The organism is Oscillospiraceae bacterium MB08-C2-2, assembly GCA_035621215.1.
Lineage (GTDB): Bacteria > Bacillota > Clostridia > Oscillospirales > Ruminococcaceae > WRAV01.
Window position 1 is genome coordinate 3,062,048 of sequence record CP141729.1, and the last position, 17,049, is coordinate 3,079,096.

Consider the following 17,049-nt stretch of genomic DNA (forward strand, 5'->3'; position numbering starts at 1 on the left):
ATTCCATATGCCTGTGGCTGTGGCGCAAAAGAAAGATAGGAGTGAGTAGATTGGTAGTAAACGCATTACTCGTTGCATTGGTTACAACCTGCAGCACCTGGTGGTTCAGCCATGCTATCACCAGAACCTGGCTGTATCCTCTTTGGTCGGGCTTTTTGGTTGGCATCATGATGGGCAAACCTATGGAGGGCATGATGATTGCGGCGGCCATCAACCTGCCTTATGTGGGATTCATTACAGCCGGCGGCTCCATGCCCGGAAACCCCATGTTTGCCGGCCCGGTGGGAACCGCTCTGGCGCTGGTTTCCGGGCTGGATATCCACACAGCCACCACAGCCGGTGTGATTTTGGGCTCTGTGGCGATCCTGACTTGGAACGCCTACATGACCATCAATTCCCTGTGGGTTCACCTTGCCGATAAATACGCCGCACAGGGTGACCTGAAAATGATCCGCATCCTCAACTATGTGCCCTCTTTTTTCCTTTCCCTGATTTTTAATGGTCTGCCTGCCTTCTTTATTGTTCTTTACGGTTCCAGCTTTGGTGCGTGGCTCCAGCAGTTCCCCACCTTTATTATTGATGCTTTTGGGGTGGTGGGTGCTCTGATGCCTGCCCTTGGTATTGGCATGCTGCTCAATTACTTAGGCAAAAAGAAGCTGATCCCCTTCTTCTTTGCAGGCTTCTTCCTTACTGTTTATTTTGGCTTGGATACCATGGCTATCGCTGTGATTGCAGCCATCATCGGCTGTGTTCTCTACCTGTTTAACGATGCCAAGCAGAAGGAGGTTGCATAACAATGGCTGAAAAAACACTGAGAAAATCTGATCTTGTCAAGCACTGGCTCCTTGGCTATTCCAGCGAAACCTCCTACAACTACGAGCGTTTGCAGGCACTGGGCAATGCCAACTCCATCCAGCCCATTATCAAGCGCCTTTACAGCAAAGAACAGTATCCGGAGGAAATCTCCAAGTATCTGGTGTTCTTTAACACAGAGCCTTCCTTTATGGGAACTGTCATCCACGGCATTACCGCCGCTATGGAAGAAAAACGTGCCAATGGCGAGGATATCTCCGCCGAGGATATCAACTCGGTGCGTCTGGCGCTGATGGGCCCTCTTGCCGGTATGGGCGATGTGGTTTCCCAATCCATTGTATACCCCGTGCTGGCCGGTATCTGCATCCAGCTGGCTTTGGCTGGCAACTATTTCGGGCCGCTGCTTTTTGAGTTTGGCTATAAAATCATCATGCTCACCATGGGCTACAACATGTATATGCTGGGCTACCGCAAGGGCCGTGACGCCATTTTGGACTTTTTGCAGGGTGGCATTCTCAACCGCCTTATCGAAGTGTTCAGCATCATCGGTCTGATGGTTGTAGGCAATATGGCGGTGAGCCGTGTGGCTGTTCGGGTGCCGCTGGAATGGGTCTTTACCAATGAGCTGGGGCAGGTTAACTTCGCTTTCCAGACTGGTGTTCTGGATGCACTGCTGCCCGGTCTGCTGCCGCTGGCCATTACCATGGGTGTGTGGACTATGCTGAGAAAACGTGTGAAGCCCCTCACCATTGTAGCCATTCTGTTTGCCGCCGGTATTGTGCTTTCACTGCTTGGTTTGCTTGCTGCCGCATGAGGGTCCTCTATGGGGGGCATCCAATGCCCCCCATATGCCCCCCGGATTGCGCCGACTCGGCGCAAAAAGTGGAATTCCTTCGTCGAAATCAATTCGACTTAGAAAGAATTACGAATAAGAAGCCATAACATTCTCTAAACAAAGATAGCTATGTCTATAGCCTGTACCCTGCAAACAGGGCTGATTGTATGAGGGGTATGGCATATCCCTCATACAGCCAACCCGGAAGGAGCTGCTTATGGAAAGGAAAATCATGATCTCCCCCTCGATTATGTGCTGCCGGTTCTGGGAGCTGGAGGGGTTTATCCGCAGCTTTGAGCAGTGCGGCGTTGATACCATCCACTTTGATGTGATGGATGGGCACTATGTGAGCAACGTTATGCTGGGCACCGCCTTTTATAAGCAATTAAAGGAATTCACCAGCATTCCGGTGGATTTGCATTTTATGTGTGAGAATCCCGAAACCTTTATCGATTACTTTATGCCAGAGCCGGGGGATTGGGTGAGCTTTCACCCCGAAACCTGCCGCCAGCCCTATCGTCTGCTGCAAGACCTGCGCAAGCGGGGTTTGCGTCCCGGTCTGGTACTTAACCCCGGAACCCCTCTCAGCTATCTGGAAGAAAACAAATCCCTTATCGATTTTGCCATGCTGATGACGGTAAATCCCGGCTTTGCGGGACAAACCACGGTTCCCGATGCCCTGAGCAAAATGAGCCGAATCAAAAAGCTTTTGGAGGATTACCGGCTGGATGCCGATCTTGTGGTGGATGGCAACACCACTTTTGAAAACGCAAAAAAAATGAAAGAAACCGGTGCCAACGTTTTTGTTGTGGGGACCTCTTCCATTTTAAAAGATATCGATGCATTCCCGGATCAGTTTGCGGCCTATACAGCGCATTTGGCAGAATAGCCGGGTTGGAGATGTTACTGTCTCTGCATCCGGCGAAAGGAATGGTTAACCATATGATTGGAATACTCGTAGTCAGTCACGGTGCTTTGGCAAAGGAGCTGGTTGCCAGTGCACAAATGCTCATGGGGGAGGGCCTCCAGCTGGGGTATGAAGGCATTATGCCGGAAGATTCCTCCGAGTGCTTTTACCAAAGAGTGAATCAGCTGGCCGATCAGGTGGATACTGGAACAGGGGTTCTAGTCTTGGCTGATCTCTATGGGGGAACCCCCTGCAATACCGTAGCCCTCCTTTCCCGCCAGCGGAGTATACGGGTTGTTACCGGTGTCAACCTCCCCATGGTGATGGCCGCTATCTCGGAGCGCACCGAAGAAACCACTCTTGATGAATTGGCGGAGCTGCTGGCCGCTACCGGAACCGAAGGCATTGCCCGTTTCTCAATATGATTTCAACCAAAGGCAGGAGGAAAAATCATGGCAGATAAGAATCTGGTTTTTACCCGCATCGATGATCGGCTGATCCACGGGCAGGTCTGCGCCGCTTGGCTGCGTGCCTATTCCAATGTTGAACACATTATGGTGATCGACGATAAGGTCTCACAGGATGCCTTTATGCAGCAGATGTTCCAGATGCTGGTTCCCACTGGAATCACCATTGAAATTATTGATATTGCCACTGCTGAGGGGCTTCTCAAGGCCGGCCTGAAAAAGCCTACTATGGTTATTGTTAAGGTGCCGGATACCTTAAAACAGCTGATGGATGACGGGGTGGAAATCCCCAAGGTCAACATTGGCGGTATGGGCATGAGTGCAGGGCGCAAAAAGTTTTTCCAAAACATTTCCACCACCCCGGCCGAAAATGATATTTTCCGTGAAATGGTGAGCAAGGGTGTTGTGGTGGAAATCCAGATTATTCCCGCCGCCAAAACCGTTAACGTGGCCAATCTGCTCAAGTAAAAGATAGGAGAAAGGGAGCCTGCATCATGAAAGCAGCCCGTTTACACGCCATCGGCGATTTTCGCACAGGTTCTGTCCCAACTCCTGCACCCGCAGGGGAGCAGCTTTTGCTCAAAGTGGGGGCCTGCGGCATCTGTGGCTCGGATATCCCCCGCATTTTTGAGCTGGGCACCAGCAAACAGAAGTATCCTCTGGCCTTAGGCCATGAATTTGGCGGGGAGATTGTTGGGCTCGGCGAAAAGGCAGACCCCGCCCTTTTGGGCAAAAGAGGGGCTATATTCCCCTGCATTCCCTGCCGCCGGTGTGCCCCCTGCCTTGCCGGGGATTATGCCATGTGCTTGGATTATGATTACCTCGGTTCCCGCAGTGACGGCGGCTTTGCTGATTACTGCTTGATTCCCTCGGCATGGCATTTTGTTCCTTCTCATAATCCCGATACCACGGATGAGGCACTTTCCATGGTGGAACCCTGCACCGTAGCACAGCACGCTATCCGCAAGGCTGGGGTATCTGCGGGCTATTCGGTGCTGATTTTTGGTGCCGGGCCAATCGGTATCATGGCCGCCCGCTGGGCAAAGCTTTTTGGAGCAGGCACTGTGGCGCTGGTGGATGTGGCGGAGGAAAAAGCCTCCTTTGCCCGGGAGAGGGGGCAAGTCTGCATCAATGCCATGACAGAGGATGTAAACAGCGCCTTTCGAGCCTTGAACAACGGCAAGCCTGCGGATGTGGTCATAGAGGGCACCGGCACAGCCGCCGCACTGAATCAGGCCATCGAATGTGTGCGCACCTTCGGAACCATTGCCATGCTGGGCAACCCCCACAAGGATACCACTCTGCACCTTGGCTCCCACAGCAATATCCTGCGCAAAGAAATTCATCTGGTGGGGGTGTGGAATTCTCACTATTTCGATTTGCCCATCAATGAATGGCACTTTACTGTTCGCATGCTGGATGAGCAGAAGATGCAGGTGGAGGATTTAATTACCCACCGAAGTAGTCTGGATGATCTGCCTTCTCTCTGCGAGGATATCTACAACAAAAAGGTGAACATCTGCAAGGCAATCTACAGTGCGGAGGAAAACCAATGAGCCTGCACGAGCAAGTCCGCATTATAACCGATGAGCTGACGAGGGCTATGGCAGAGATTGATGAGCTCCAATGTGAAGCATTGGTGGAGCAGATTCTCGGAGCACGCCGGGTATTGGTTACGGGGGTAGGGCGGGTGCTGATTTCCCTTAAGGCATGGGTTAAAAGGCTTCTCCAGCTGGGCATTGACATTAACTTTGTGGGCAGTGAAACCGAAGGCCCCATTTTTGCGGGCGACTTGCTGCTGGTGGCTTCCTCCTCGGGGGAAAGTGCCATTCCCAAGGCCATTGCCGCCATTGCCAAAGAAAAAGGCACCCATGTGGCTTACATAGGCTGTACTCGTGGCAGCACCATTGAAAAGCTGGCTCACAGCCGCCTGCTGCTGGTGGGCCGAACCAAGTTTGCTCGGCCCGGGGAATTTGCTTCGGTTCAACCCATGTCCACCTTGTTTGAACAGCAGCTTTATCTGCTGGGGGATGTTCTCGCTCTTATGATTATGGAGCGCAAGGGCCTGAGCGAAGCCGATGTAAAGAACACCCACGCCAACTTGGAATAAAGGATTTTATAGTTGTATAGGTTTAAAACCACAACGTGGTTTTAAACAGCGGCAATCTGCCGCTAGCCGCCATAGGCGGTCTATACCAACTTCATACTCATATAGCTTCAAAATTGCGCAACAGTTTTGAAGCTATATGAGTATACAATACGATAGCCGCTTTTGGGCGGCGGATTGGAGCGTATAATGGCAATCAGAGAATTGCAGCCTCGTTTGCAGCTATCCTTTCATGAATTTGCCGAGACTTGGTGCACCTTGATTGAAGAATTCCACAGCCGGGGTATGCATGCAGACATTGTGGAGGCGGGCCTGCGGCTCTCCGAGGAAGAACAGGTGGTCTATGCCGCCGAGCTGGCCGCTGTGCTGCTGTTTATTGCCATGGAAAGCTGGAATTCCCGCAAGCGCGTGTCACAGGATATCCGCGGAAAAAGCACACAGGCCATTGTAGAAAGCTTGTATGAGCTGCTTTATCAAGGGCATGCCGAAGAGAACCGAGAACTTTACCAGAGCCGTTCCCAGCTGTTTCGGCAGCTCAGCCGCAATAGTGCCGATGCTTCCCCCCAGAAGCGGCAGCCGGAGCTAATCGGGTTTGCCCGATTTCTGACCGCACAGGTTTCCACCCTGCCGGAGCAGGAGAATCTAGAGGTCATCCAGAGGTTGAGCATCCTTTTTATTGAGGCCTCTGCCACCTTTTTTCGTCTGGCCTCCAACAGCTTCCCGGATTTACAGGGCTTTGGAAAGACTAAGTTTATTGTACAAAAATGACTTTCAGGAGGTTATGGGATGCGAAAGCCCGAATATGCCCAAACCATAGATCACACGGTTTTAAAGGCAACCACCACTCGGGAAACCATCAGCCAATTTTGCCGTGAGGCGATTGAATACGGCTTTGCCAGTGTATGTGTCAATCCCTCTCATGTGGCTTTTGCCGCCGAAAATTTGGCGGGAAGCGGTGTGAAAACCTGCTGTGTTATCGGCTTTCCCCTTGGTGCCACCACCACATTGGTGAAAACGGTGGAAACAGCTGAGGCTGTGAAAAACGGAGCCCATGAGTTGGATATGGTTATCAACATCGGCGCTCTCAAGGAGGGCCGGGAGGATTTCGTTTATGGGGATATTCTGGCGGTGGTGCAGGCCGCACATCCCCATGCTTTAGTAAAGGTGATCATTGAATCCAGCGACCTGACCGAAGAAGAAATTGTCACCGCTTGCCTGCTGGCCAAAAGGGCGGGAGCAGATTTTGTCAAAACCTCCAGCGGCTTTGGGAACGGCGGTGCCACCGTTGAGGCTGTCCGCTTAATGAAACAAACAGTGGGGGAGAGCATGCAGGTGAAAGCCTCCACCGGGATCAACAACCGGGAAATCTGCGAAGCCATGCTTGAGTCGGGGGCTGTGCGAATGGGAACCAGCAAGGGGATGCTGATTGTGGATGGAGAGCCAACCTTGGAATAACGAGAGTGAGGAGCGAGATCATGGGGATTTCAAGTGATCGAATTGAAGGAAAGGTCTGTGTTGTGACCGGTGCCGCTAAAAGCATAGGCTTGGGCATTGCGCAAAAATATGCACAGGCAGGAGCTAAAACCATTCTTCTGGATATTGACCCGGCGGTGGAAAAAAGCGCCCGGGAGCTTGCGGAACAGGGCTTTTTTGCCAAAGGCATTGTATGCGATATCACCGACCGAATCGCTGTGCTTGCCTTGTTTGAGGAGCTTGCCAGCCTCTATGGCCCGGTGTTTTGCCTTGTCAACAATGCCGGTGTGGTGGATCAGCGGCCCTTTGAGGAAAATACACCCGAAATCTTTGACAACATGTTCCGGGTGAATGTAAACGGTGCGGCATGGTGCATGCAGGGGGCTCTTCCCAGTATGAAGGCGGCCCGAGAGGGTAAGATCATCAACTTTTCTTCCAAATCCGGTAAAACCGGCTCGGCTCTGATGACACCCTACAGTGCGGCTAAGGGGGCGGTGATTGCCCTTACCCAGTCCCTTGCCTATGAGCTGGCGGATTGTGGCATCAATGTCAACTGTGTATGCCCCGGTATCACCGATGCCACCGGCGTTTGGGATAGTGTCAGCGAAAGCTATACCCAGAATCTGCACATGTCTCACGATGCGGTAGCGGAGAAATTTTCCGCTAAGATTCCTCTAAAGAGGCTGACCGCCATCAGCGATGTGGTGGAATATGTGTTTTTCCTGACGGTTTCCGGTGATTACTGCACCGGTCAGGCGCTGAATATTACCGGCGGCCGGGAGATGCACTGATGCAGGGAGCATAAGAAACAGCGGAACCGCTCTTGGTTCCGCTGAGGGTGTAGACAAAAATCTACACCCTCTATGGGGGGCATCCAATGCCCCCCATATTCCCCCCGGACCCGGCCGCTCCGGCGCAAGAAGTGGTATTCCTGCGTCCAAATCAATTCGACTGGGTCAGAATTACGCATCAAACCCATAAGGTCTTCAAGTTAAAGGCAGTTATGTCTATAGTCTAAGCGGAACCGCTCTTGGCTTCGCTGTTTTTTATTTGTTGAGCACCAGAGCAAAAATTTGCTCCACCATTTCAAACTCTTCGTCCGGGATGGTGATGTGGTAGGTCTGTTCAATGGCCTCAAAGGCGGCAATTAAATCCTCGGCTGCGTGCTGGGCGGGGAGCTGCTCCTCCTTTTCAAAAAGCAGCCTCTCGATCATAGAGCAAATGTGGATAAAAAGCATCATACGCTTGCCCGGTTGCATCTCTCCACGACTGGATTCAAGCTTCTGGGTGCAGTCCAGCAGAAAAGGTGCCAGCTTTTCACCATCCAGATAGAAAAGGTAGTTGCTCAGATATTTGCCCGATACAAACACATTTTCGATTTGATTGCCACAGTCAGCCTGAAAAACAGGGACTTTTTCATACACCTGATAGTTGCTGAGAATGTGGGAGAGCTGGCGGATTCCGTTGCCAATCACAATATCCTCTGCGGAGATAAAGGGGAAGGTGGCCTCCAGCCCCACATCCATGCCGATGACACAAATCACCTCCCGCACAGCGCCAATTTGTGCCAAACGGTTTTTAAGAGATTCAATGGAAGGGATATCGATGGTGATAATTTCGATATCATCGGGGAAGGCAAACTGGCTTTCGATCATACGTTTTAGCCGGGCGGCGGCCCCACACCCGGAAATGCAGGCTGTGATGATCACTTTTTTTTGAGCGCTGCTGGCCAGCTTCTTGGATTCCAGCTCAAAAAGCTCGTTGAAGCCCTGTTCGAATTTTTTCAGGTGATAATAAATCTGCTGGGCGGTGGCGTTGTGCTCCACAGCCAGTAAGGAGGCTTCCACCACCATAGCGGTGCTGATGTTGAACACCTTATATATGGGGCTGCTGGAAAGCTCCTGAATGGCAAGTCCGATGTGGCTGAACCGCTCGGATTCAAACATCACCACCAGACCACTGGGGTATTGGCTGATGCCGTGCAGGTGCTGGGCGGCCCACGCAACCATTTTCGAATGGCTCTCGCCGGAAAGATCGGCCGTATCCAGCCAGTGGACAAACTCCTTGTTTACAATTCCATTGGCAACCTTGGCCATGGTTTTGGCGCTGGCTATGCCTTGGCAGACCACAATCACCCCGCAGCGTTCCCGCCCTTCTGTGCGGGCGAACATTTTAATCAGCAGATTGGCAATAAATCCGGCTTCATCACAGGGCACCGAGAGGCGGGTTTCCTTCTGCATCAGCGCTACAATGTGCTCAGCCAGCGCAAAAACACCAGCGTATTCATGGCGGATGGCCGAAAGTATAGGGCAAATGATATTCTTTCCCTCTTGTATGCGGCGAATGGCAATGTTTAGATGCAGAGCCAGCACAGTGCGGTCATTTTGGCTGAACTTGTGATTCAGCTCCTCCTCAATTAGTTTTTGGGCTTGACTGGCGATGACCTCGGCTCTTTTGTCCATGCAGTCCATCACACTGCTGCTCGGTTGTTCCAGCCGGTAACTGCCCAGCAGGTTGTTAAAATAGCTTTCAATATCCAGCATCATAGCCAGCTGGAGATATTCCCCATCAATGGCACTTTCGGAATATTCCTTGTGGCGATGCTCCAAAAGATCATAGATATCCCACTTGTCAGGTTCTGGAGTAATCTCCTGCACCAGCTCACCAATCGGGGCAAATTCCAGATCGCCGGAGCAGATCAGGTTGATATCGGAATAAACATGGCGGATGCTGCGGATGCCGTCCTTCACATGCAGGGGTAGATCGAGAATGCCCACCGAAACAGCTTCACGCTTTTCCATCAGACAGGCCACATACCCCTTGGCGCAGGCAGTGCGAACATCGTTTTCCAGCTGACCCACATTGCCGGGGCAGTCATAAGCTAAAAGCGCTTTAATAGCCAGCGAATCAACTCGCAGGTCAAAGCCCAGCTTGCGGGCTTCGGAAGAAAAAAGCCGCTTGATAAGGCTCAGCCGTTCCAAAAGGCTGCGCTGGCTCAGCTCCGGCAGTGTGACAGTAATGGGAATACGCCGGTTAAAGGTGGAGAGCAGGGCAGAGTTTTTATCCTCGGTGGTAGCCAGCATGATAATGGGGGTGGAATTTCTGGTGATATCCGGCTCACCAAGGCGGTGAAACTGCCCGAAATCCATCAGATAAAAGAGCATTTCCTGTGCGGTTTCCGGCAGTCGGTGAACCTCATCCAAAAACAGAACACCCTGATCCGCCTGCTCCACAAGTCCCACTCGCTCTTCCTCCGCACCGGTATAAGCACCTTTGGCACAGCCAAAAAGCTGTGCCATAATCAGCTGGGGGTTGCTGGCGTAATCGGCGCAGTTGAAGGAAATGAACTTGGCATCAGAGCGGATTCGTCTGGCACGCTTGGCATAATCATACATTACCTTGGCAAATGTGGTTTTACCTGTGCCGGTTTTGCCTTCAATCAGGATAGGCAGGCCCCCGAGGGGATAAAGCACACCGGCCTTGGCTTTTTCAATTTCCATACTCATACTGCCGTTGTAGCCTATGTAGCCTGCAAAGACACTGTCAGCACTTTCCCCGGCAGGGGAGCCAACCATTTTTGGCGGCATAGGGGTAAGCACAGCGGCACTGGCCCGGTATTTCACCGGCCAACCGGGCAGCTTATCCACCATCCCCTCGGCAAACAGCTTGTTTAAATCAGAGCTGACATTAGAACGGGCCACCCCCACCGTGCCTGCAATCTGCTGGGTGCTGTAGGCGGCATCGTTTCCGTGCTGGCTTTTCATTTTACGCAAAAACTCATAAATCATTTGTTTTCTGGTCATGGCAAAGTCCTCCCTTTGGCGCCAGCCAAACCAAGCTGCAGGCGGTATTTGGCTACTGTACGCCGGGCTATACTGGTTTCCGATTTTTCAGAAAGCAGGTTTGCAAGAGCCTGATCGCTCAAGGGTGCGTTTTTATCCTCCTGCAGGATGACCTGTGCCAAAAGCTCTTTAAACTGGTCGGCTGAGAAATCTCCCACAACCCGCCGGGCAAACAGGGCCTTGGCAGGCAGGATTCTTTGACCCCAAATCAGGTATTTATCCTGCATGGCATGGGTAGCGGTGGAGGGGTGGATTTCAAGCTGTTGAGCGGCTTCCCGCAGCAAGCAGACCTGCCGGTTGCCGCCCCCTAAAAACGCCTGCTGCCGCTCCACACCATATTCCAGAATCTTCAGCAGTGTTTGATTGCGCTGTTCCAAGCAATATAGAAAGCGGCGTGCATAAAAGATGCCTTCCCGAGCAAACCGCTTACTGCCATACTGGGCGGAAAGACTTTCCAGATAGGCGGAACTGACCGTTACCTTAGGCAGTGCATGCTCCAGCAGGCGGACGGTGAAAATGCCGCTTTCATCCCATACAATTTCTGCATCGGGGACGATAGGTGCAGCGGTGGTGTTGTCCGCTTCTATGGGGTAGGGATATAGCTTTGCCAATTGTTCTCGAGCCTGTTCCAACCGCTCTTTGTTCCAGTCAAGCTGTGCCAGCACGGCAATCTCATCCCCTCGGGATAAAGGCGAGAAGGCTTCGTAGAGCAGCACCCAGCCATCGCTGCCCCGCTGGCCCTTTCGGGCAAGCTGGAGCAAAAAGCATTCACGCAGGCTGCGTGCTCCGATTCCGGCAGGTTCAAGCGACTGCACCCGGCGCAGAGCGTGCCTGACTTTTTCGATTGGTTCATCCAACAGCGAAGCCATATCCTGTATTTTTTCGCGGCAATAGCCGTAGTTATCCAACATAGCGATGATGTACCGTTCCAGCGGTGTGATTTCGCCTTGACCGGTAGTCAGCTGGAGAATCAGCTCATGCCGGAAATCTTCTCCTTTTGTATCCACTGCAAATTCAGCAGGATCGCCGAATTTCCGGGATACACTGGGAAGGCCCCCTGCCTCAAGCACCTCGAGACAGGGGTTGCGGTCTGCCTGCTGCCGGATATGTTCGGCAAGCTGTGCAGTGTTCAGGCTTAGCATATGCGTGAGCTGATGGCGCCAGAAGTTCCATGAAGGCTCCGGGCGCTGCTGCTGGCGAATTTCAATTTGCTGATTTTGCATGGGGTTCTTTTTTGCTCCTTACAATAGCATTTAAACATATTATGCGGACAGGCGATAACCTATGCGGCTTTTACTCAATCAATAGCTAAGGTGTCTGAAATAACAGGCTACAGGAAAAATTGTAATAAATAGATAAATAGCCCTCTGCGTTTAAAATGCAGAGAGCTATTTATTATATGGTGTGACTACGTGCTATCCTGCTATGCGCTGCACAATAAGTGCTGCACCACAACCAGCAGAGAGACTTGTTGAAGCGCTGGCTTCACCAGATCCCAGACGCAGAGATATAGTGTCTCCCGGAGCAAGAAGCTGAATCGTTTCGCAAACTAGACTGCTTATAAGGTCTCCCGTATCAACACCACTCTCATCAATGTCAGTACCATTGAGAACAGCATACGAATACGCTTGAATCGGCGTGACAAGGTTAATATAATAAGAGACTCTATAAATACCGTTTTCCGGAACTGTGAAAGTGGTATCGCCACTGCCTAATACGACACCACCACTCACAAACTGATGGGAAGGCAAGGGTATCAATACGCTGGAGTTTGTAAAAGTATACGATGGCGTTTCGCTATTTACCGCATATCCCACAACTGCCGGAGGTATCTCGATGCTGACAGTGGCAGGCGCTGAGGCTACATCAATCCTAAGCGATGCTGATGTGAAGTTGAGAGTATCCCCAAGATTAATATCTACAGGAGTAGCATTGCTTTCAACACTAAATAGAACCTGATCAGGATCAAAGGTTCCTGTTGCGCCATTGACGCCGGCAACACCGGTAGGACCGGTTGGTCCGGTTGGTCCGGTGGGACCTGTTGCTCCGTCAGCGCCGGTTGGTCCGGTAGGACCAGTGGGACCTGTTACTCCGTCAGCGCCGGTTGGGCCAGTGGGACCAGTCGCCCCGTCAGCGCCGGTAGGACCTGTCGCTCCATCAGCACCAGTAGGGCCAGTGGGACCAGTCGCCCCGTCAGCGCCGGTAGGGCCAGTCGCACCAGTTGCCCCGTCAGCACCGGTTGGGCCAGTAGGGCCAGTGGGACCTGTTGCACCATCAGTACCGGTAGGGCCGGTAGGGCCAGTGGGACCTGTTGCACCATCAGTACCGGTAGGGCCGGTAGGGCCAGTGGGACCTGTTGCACCATCAGTACCGGTAGGGCCGGTAGGGCCAGTGGGACCTGTTGCACCATCTGTACCGGTAGGGCCGGTTGGGCCAGTGGGACCAGTCGCACCAGTTGCGCCGTCGGTTCCGGTTGGGCCAGTGGGACCTGTTGCACCATCAGTACCGGTAGGGCCGGTAGGGCCAGTGGGACCTGTTGCACCATCTGTACCGGTAGGACCAGTGGGACCAGTCGCACCAGTTGCGCCGTCGGTTCCGGTTGGGCCAGTGGGACCTGTCGCACCATCTGTGCCGGTAGGACCAGTTGCACCTGTTGCGCCATCAGTGCCGGTTGGTCCGGTAGGACCTGTCGCCCCGTCAGCGCCTGTTGGGCCAGTGGGACCAGTTGCGCCGTCTGTGCCGGTAGGACCAGTTGCACCTGTTGCGCCATCAGTGCCGGTTGGTCCGGTAGGACCAGTTGCACCCGTTGCGCCATCAGTGCCGGTTGGTCCGGTAGAACCTGTTGCCCCGTCAGCGCCAGTAGGACCGGTTGGTCCAGTGGAACCTGTCGCCCCGTCAGCGCCGGTAGGACCGGTTGGGCCAGTAGGACCAGTGGGACCTGTTGCTCCGTCAGCGCCTGTTGGGCCGGTAGGACCAGTTGCACCCGTTGCGCCATCAGTGCCGGTTGGTCCGGTAGAACCTGTTGCCCCGTCAGCGCCAGTAGGACCGGTTGGTCCAGTGGAACCTGTCGCCCCGTCAGCGCCGGTAGGACCGGTTGGGCCAGTAGGACCAGTGGGACCTGTTGCTCCGTCAGCGCCTGTTGGGCCGGTTGGTCCAGTGGGACCTGTTGCACCATCTGTGCCGGTAGGACCAGTAGGTCCAGTGGGACCTGTTGTGCCGTCAGCGCCGGTAGGACCGGTTGGTCCAGTTGAACCCGTCTCGCCTTCGGTGCCAGTAGGACCGGTGGGACCTGTTGACCCGGTAATATAAGGAAAACAAACTGCCTTTTTATTAGCGGCCTGTTAAACCGCTTGTTCTTGGGTGTTGATTTCAATGTATTCCATTACTCGGCGTAGCTGGTCGGCAACCTTAAACTTTACACTGATGTTGCCATTCTCATGTACCTTGATATGGTCTACAAGCTCAACCAAAACTTCTCTTGTCAGTTTGTCAATAGTCTCAAACTTCTTGAAAACCACCAAGCAAGGGCTTTCGGCGGTAATACCGTTTTGCAATTCCTCACGCTCTGCATGGAGGTTTTTCAAAACTTCGCCTAAAGCGGCTATTTGCCGCTCGTAATCTTCGCTCATGTGGCGGTAGTCGCTATGGGTGATTTCTCCGTCTTTCCAATCCTGATAAATAGATTGCTTGTAACGCATGATTTTGGAGCGTTCCTTTTCTTTTGCTTCTATCAAGGCTTCAATCCGAATGGACTGGCTTATTTGAAGCGGTACGGTGCTGATGTATTCCAGAGTGTTTGCGTAGTGTACCGCAAGATATACCTGTTGTTGAATGGCATACAGTACAGCCGCTTCCAGCCGATTATGCTTGATGGAATGTTTGGTGCAAGCCATTTTTGACTGGTCTTTATAGGTTCGGCAGAAGTAGTACACAGTTCCTTTTACTTGACTGCGGCTCATTGCCTTGCCGCAATCAGCGCAACGGAGAAAACCACTGAACAGATAGAGCTTCTTTTTCTGCGGAGCAGTGCGGGTGTCACGCTTTAGCAACTCCTGCACTTTCTCAAAGATAGGCCGTTCTATGATTGGCTCATGGGTATTTTCCACGATATACCACTCGTTTTCGGGAACCTGTTCCTGCGTGTGTATCTTATAGCTTTTCACACGCTGGCGGCCCTGCACCATATCTCCGATATAAAGGCGGTTTTTCAAAATGTCGCTTATCGTCTTTGCGCTCCATAACGGTCTTTCTGAACCGCTCGGATTTTGGTAGTTTAAGCCCTTGCTTTTCTTGTATTCGGACGGACACAAAATGCCACGATCATTGAGATTTCGTACTATGGCGTTTTTGCTCATACCGTCCAAAAAACATTCGTAAATGTTTTTTACAACCTCGGAGGCTTCTTCATCAACGATTAGAGCGTTTTTGTCCTTTGGGTTTTTCATGTAGCCATAGGCGGCAAACCCGCCGATAAACTCACCATTACGCCGCTTCATATCAAATACCTGTCGTATCTTCTTTGAAGTCTGATAGCAGAAATTGTCGTTGATAACATTGGTAATCGGCACAATGAGGTTGGAAATGCTATCCGGGTTCAAGTAACTGTCAATGCCCTCTGCCAAGCTGATAAACCGTACATTCATCTGCACAAACAAATTTTCAATCAAGCTCCCTGCGTCCGTGTAGTTACGGGATAGGCGGGAAAGGTCTTTGACGATAACACAGTTCACCTTTTTGGCGTATATGTCGGAGAGCAGTTTTTGAAAGCTGTCCCGGTTGGTATCTGTCCCGGTGTACCCATCGTCCACATAAGGCGGTTCAACGCTTTCAAACTCGGCTATGTGCTGTTGGTAATAATCATCAAGTAAAGCCTTTTGGTTGGTAACGCTGTTGCTGTCGTCCTTATCTTTGCCACGGTTTATGTCCTCTTTGGATAAACGGATATATTCACCAAGTTTCCAGCGGACAATTTGAGAAGCGGATATTTTTTCCTCAAAGCCCCTGTTTTTTGTGCGTGCCATGTGTCCTCCTTCCTATCACATTACACTTATATTATACCATTTCGGCGTAATGCGAACAATGTTGTCACGGCCTGTAAACTGGCTTTACAGGCCGCTTTTCTTGCGTTTAAGGAAGTCGGCAAACACATCTTGTAATGGAGGAGCATTCTCTGGAAACTCCAGTTTTACGCCCATATCGCCCACACGAAAACAATAAGGATTTTTTACTGCCGCAATGACTTTTGCCGCACGTTGTTCCTGCGGTACAGTCGTATCAAAGGTGAAGCCGCTAACATCAACTAAATCCTCTTTGTTTACCGCCTCTATGTCTACGTTTGCCAACTCTGATATTGGAATACGTTTCTTCAACCACAATCGCCCCCTCCTTTCCATGTATATGAATTGCTCTGATTGTCCTATGAGGAAACACAAAAAGCCACCACTTTTACGGTCAAAGTGATGGCTTTTAATCTTCCCGCATACTTCGGGACAAGTTGGCCCGAAGTCAATAAGGGCTGTTTTGATAATGTTGTTCCGCTTCTTCTATGCCGAATATATCAAAAACATAGTGAAGCTCCGATACCACACGTTTTATATCATCTGGGCTGAACTCACAGTTTTCCATAGCCTGAATGACATAGCCACGGCAAGCGCCGTTGCTCCATTGCTGAAACAGCAATGACTGTAATTCCTTATCCATAGGAATCTCCATTCATCAATCGGGAGTATGCCGTACCGTTATGGGTTGGCCTGTCATAAGACAGAAAGGAACGGTACGGCACTCCCTTTATATAAAAACGTTGGCCCGGACGGGCGGCGGCAACCGCCCTCATAGGAATCTCACCTCACCCCATGCTGATGGCGTGGCGGTCAATGCTGTGAAGCGTTCAAACCGCAAGTATCAATATACCAATCAAAAGATTATCGCCGGGCGGTTTGCCATATCCACCCTGTCACAATAAGTATAAATCGCTCACGCCCCGTGAGGTCTTTCCCCCTTTCACACGGGCGGTCTTGGCGTACTCTGTGGCTTGGCTCCCTCCTGATTGAACGTATCCGGGCCAACGGTATTTAGTTGTCAAAGTGCAGGATATTGAGGGAGAAAATCTCCCTTCAATATCCGTGAGAAATGAAAGCTGAAAGTTCCGGGGTCAACGCAAATTTTTCAGAAAAAGTTCCATGTTCCGAAGTCCCCGCTCGACACTTTCGGATATGCGGCTCTTTGACACCCCCTCTGCCCGTGCAATGGCCGATTTACTCATGCCGAGTATGTAGTGGGCGTAAATTCGTTTTCCCTGCTTGTCCGGCAGAGAAGCCATAGCGGCTTGTAATTGTTCAGCGGTCACTTTTTGCTCATAGATTTCATAGAGCGTAAGCGGAACGAACAAAATATCCTTTTCAATTCCGTCGTTAGCGTCCAGCGAATAGTGAGCTTTGTTATAGAAACGGCGTCGAATGTAGTTGTTCTCTAAGCGTTCCGCTTCCAGTAAAGCGTCTTTGATTTCATCGGGTATCTCAATAAAAAAGTCTGAATTATAAAATGGGTAATAGTCCCGCAGATTGATTTTAGCCATAGGGCGTTCCTCCATTTCGATTTTGGGGTTA

General features: G+C 51.6%; 16 protein-coding genes. 10 read left to right on the forward strand and 6 right to left on the reverse strand.

Annotated elements, in window-relative coordinates:
• Nucleotides 1-50 precede the first annotated feature (50 nt).
• The 10 genes from U6B65_13820 to U6B65_13865 all read left to right on the forward strand — a co-directional run bounded on the left by U6B65_13820 (nt 51) and on the right by U6B65_13865 (nt 7,393).
• Complete coding sequence (locus U6B65_13820; GenBank protein WRS27386.1) at nt 51-794, forward strand: PTS sugar transporter subunit IIC; 744 nt, start codon at nt 51-53, stop codon at nt 792-794.
• 2 nt (nt 795-796) lie between these two features.
• A complete protein-coding gene (locus U6B65_13825; protein WRS27387.1) occupies nt 797-1,627 on the forward strand; it encodes a PTS system mannose/fructose/sorbose family transporter subunit IID in 831 nt (276 codons plus the stop codon).
• Between the two features lie 238 nt (nt 1,628-1,865).
• Entirely contained in the window at nt 1,866-2,537 is a 672-nt protein-coding gene (locus tag U6B65_13830) for a ribulose-phosphate 3-epimerase (protein WRS27388.1), read from the forward strand.
• Between the two features lie 53 nt (nt 2,538-2,590).
• Nucleotides 2,591-2,980 carry a PTS sugar transporter subunit IIA gene (locus U6B65_13835; protein WRS27389.1) on the forward strand — a complete coding sequence of 130 codons (390 nt, stop codon included), beginning with the start codon at nt 2,591-2,593 and terminating at the stop codon, nt 2,978-2,980.
• A gap of 27 nt (nt 2,981-3,007) precedes the next feature.
• A complete protein-coding gene (locus U6B65_13840; GenBank protein ID WRS27390.1) occupies nt 3,008-3,490 on the forward strand; it encodes a PTS sugar transporter subunit IIB in 483 nt (160 codons plus the stop codon).
• Between the two features lie 26 nt (nt 3,491-3,516).
• The gene (locus U6B65_13845; protein WRS27391.1) at nt 3,517-4,578 is read left to right on the forward strand and encodes a galactitol-1-phosphate 5-dehydrogenase; all 1,062 of its coding nucleotides are present in this window, start codon (nt 3,517-3,519) and stop codon (nt 4,576-4,578) included.
• Entirely contained in the window at nt 4,575-5,132 is a 558-nt protein-coding gene (locus tag U6B65_13850; protein WRS27392.1) for a sugar isomerase, read from the forward strand. The genes U6B65_13845 and U6B65_13850 overlap by 4 nt, the downstream gene beginning before the upstream one ends.
• Nucleotides 5,133-5,318: 186 nt before the next feature.
• Nucleotides 5,319-5,897 (forward strand): hypothetical protein, encoded by a 579-nt coding sequence (locus U6B65_13855; GenBank protein WRS27393.1) that lies wholly within the window; start codon nt 5,319-5,321, stop codon nt 5,895-5,897.
• Nucleotides 5,898-5,915: 18 nt separating this feature from the next.
• Nucleotides 5,916-6,584 (forward strand): deoxyribose-phosphate aldolase, encoded by a 669-nt coding sequence (deoC, locus tag U6B65_13860; protein ID WRS27394.1) that lies wholly within the window; start codon nt 5,916-5,918, stop codon nt 6,582-6,584.
• 20 nt (nt 6,585-6,604) lie between these two features.
• The gene (locus tag U6B65_13865; protein ID WRS27395.1) at nt 6,605-7,393 is read left to right on the forward strand and encodes an SDR family NAD(P)-dependent oxidoreductase; all 789 of its coding nucleotides are present in this window, start codon (nt 6,605-6,607) and stop codon (nt 7,391-7,393) included.
• A 255-nt stretch (nt 7,394-7,648) separates the two neighbouring features.
• Here U6B65_13865 and U6B65_13870 read toward each other — a convergent pair whose 3' ends face one another.
• The 6 genes from U6B65_13870 to U6B65_13895 all read right to left on the reverse strand — a co-directional run bounded on the left by U6B65_13870 (nt 7,649) and on the right by U6B65_13895 (nt 17,018).
• Nucleotides 7,649-10,405, reverse strand: coding sequence for a sigma 54-interacting transcriptional regulator (locus U6B65_13870; protein ID WRS27396.1), 2,757 nt, complete (start codon nt 10,403-10,405; stop codon nt 7,649-7,651).
• A complete protein-coding gene (locus U6B65_13875; protein WRS27397.1) occupies nt 10,402-11,667 on the reverse strand; it encodes a hypothetical protein in 1,266 nt (421 codons plus the stop codon). Before U6B65_13875 ends, U6B65_13870 begins: the two co-directional genes overlap by 4 nt.
• Before the next feature lie 2,118 nt (nt 11,668-13,785).
• On the reverse strand, nt 13,786-15,465 hold the full coding sequence (locus U6B65_13880; GenBank protein ID WRS27398.1) for a recombinase family protein: 1,680 nt from the start codon (nt 15,463-15,465) through the stop codon (nt 13,786-13,788).
• A gap of 84 nt (nt 15,466-15,549) precedes the next feature.
• Complete coding sequence (locus U6B65_13885; protein ID WRS27399.1) at nt 15,550-15,813, reverse strand: hypothetical protein; 264 nt, start codon at nt 15,811-15,813, stop codon at nt 15,550-15,552.
• A 136-nt stretch (nt 15,814-15,949) separates the two neighbouring features.
• The gene (locus U6B65_13890) at nt 15,950-16,144 is read right to left on the reverse strand and encodes a hypothetical protein (protein ID WRS27400.1); all 195 of its coding nucleotides are present in this window, start codon (nt 16,142-16,144) and stop codon (nt 15,950-15,952) included.
• A gap of 451 nt (nt 16,145-16,595) precedes the next feature.
• A complete protein-coding gene (locus tag U6B65_13895; protein WRS27401.1) occupies nt 16,596-17,018 on the reverse strand; it encodes a sigma-70 family RNA polymerase sigma factor in 423 nt (140 codons plus the stop codon).
• Nucleotides 17,019-17,049: the final 31 nt, after the last annotated feature.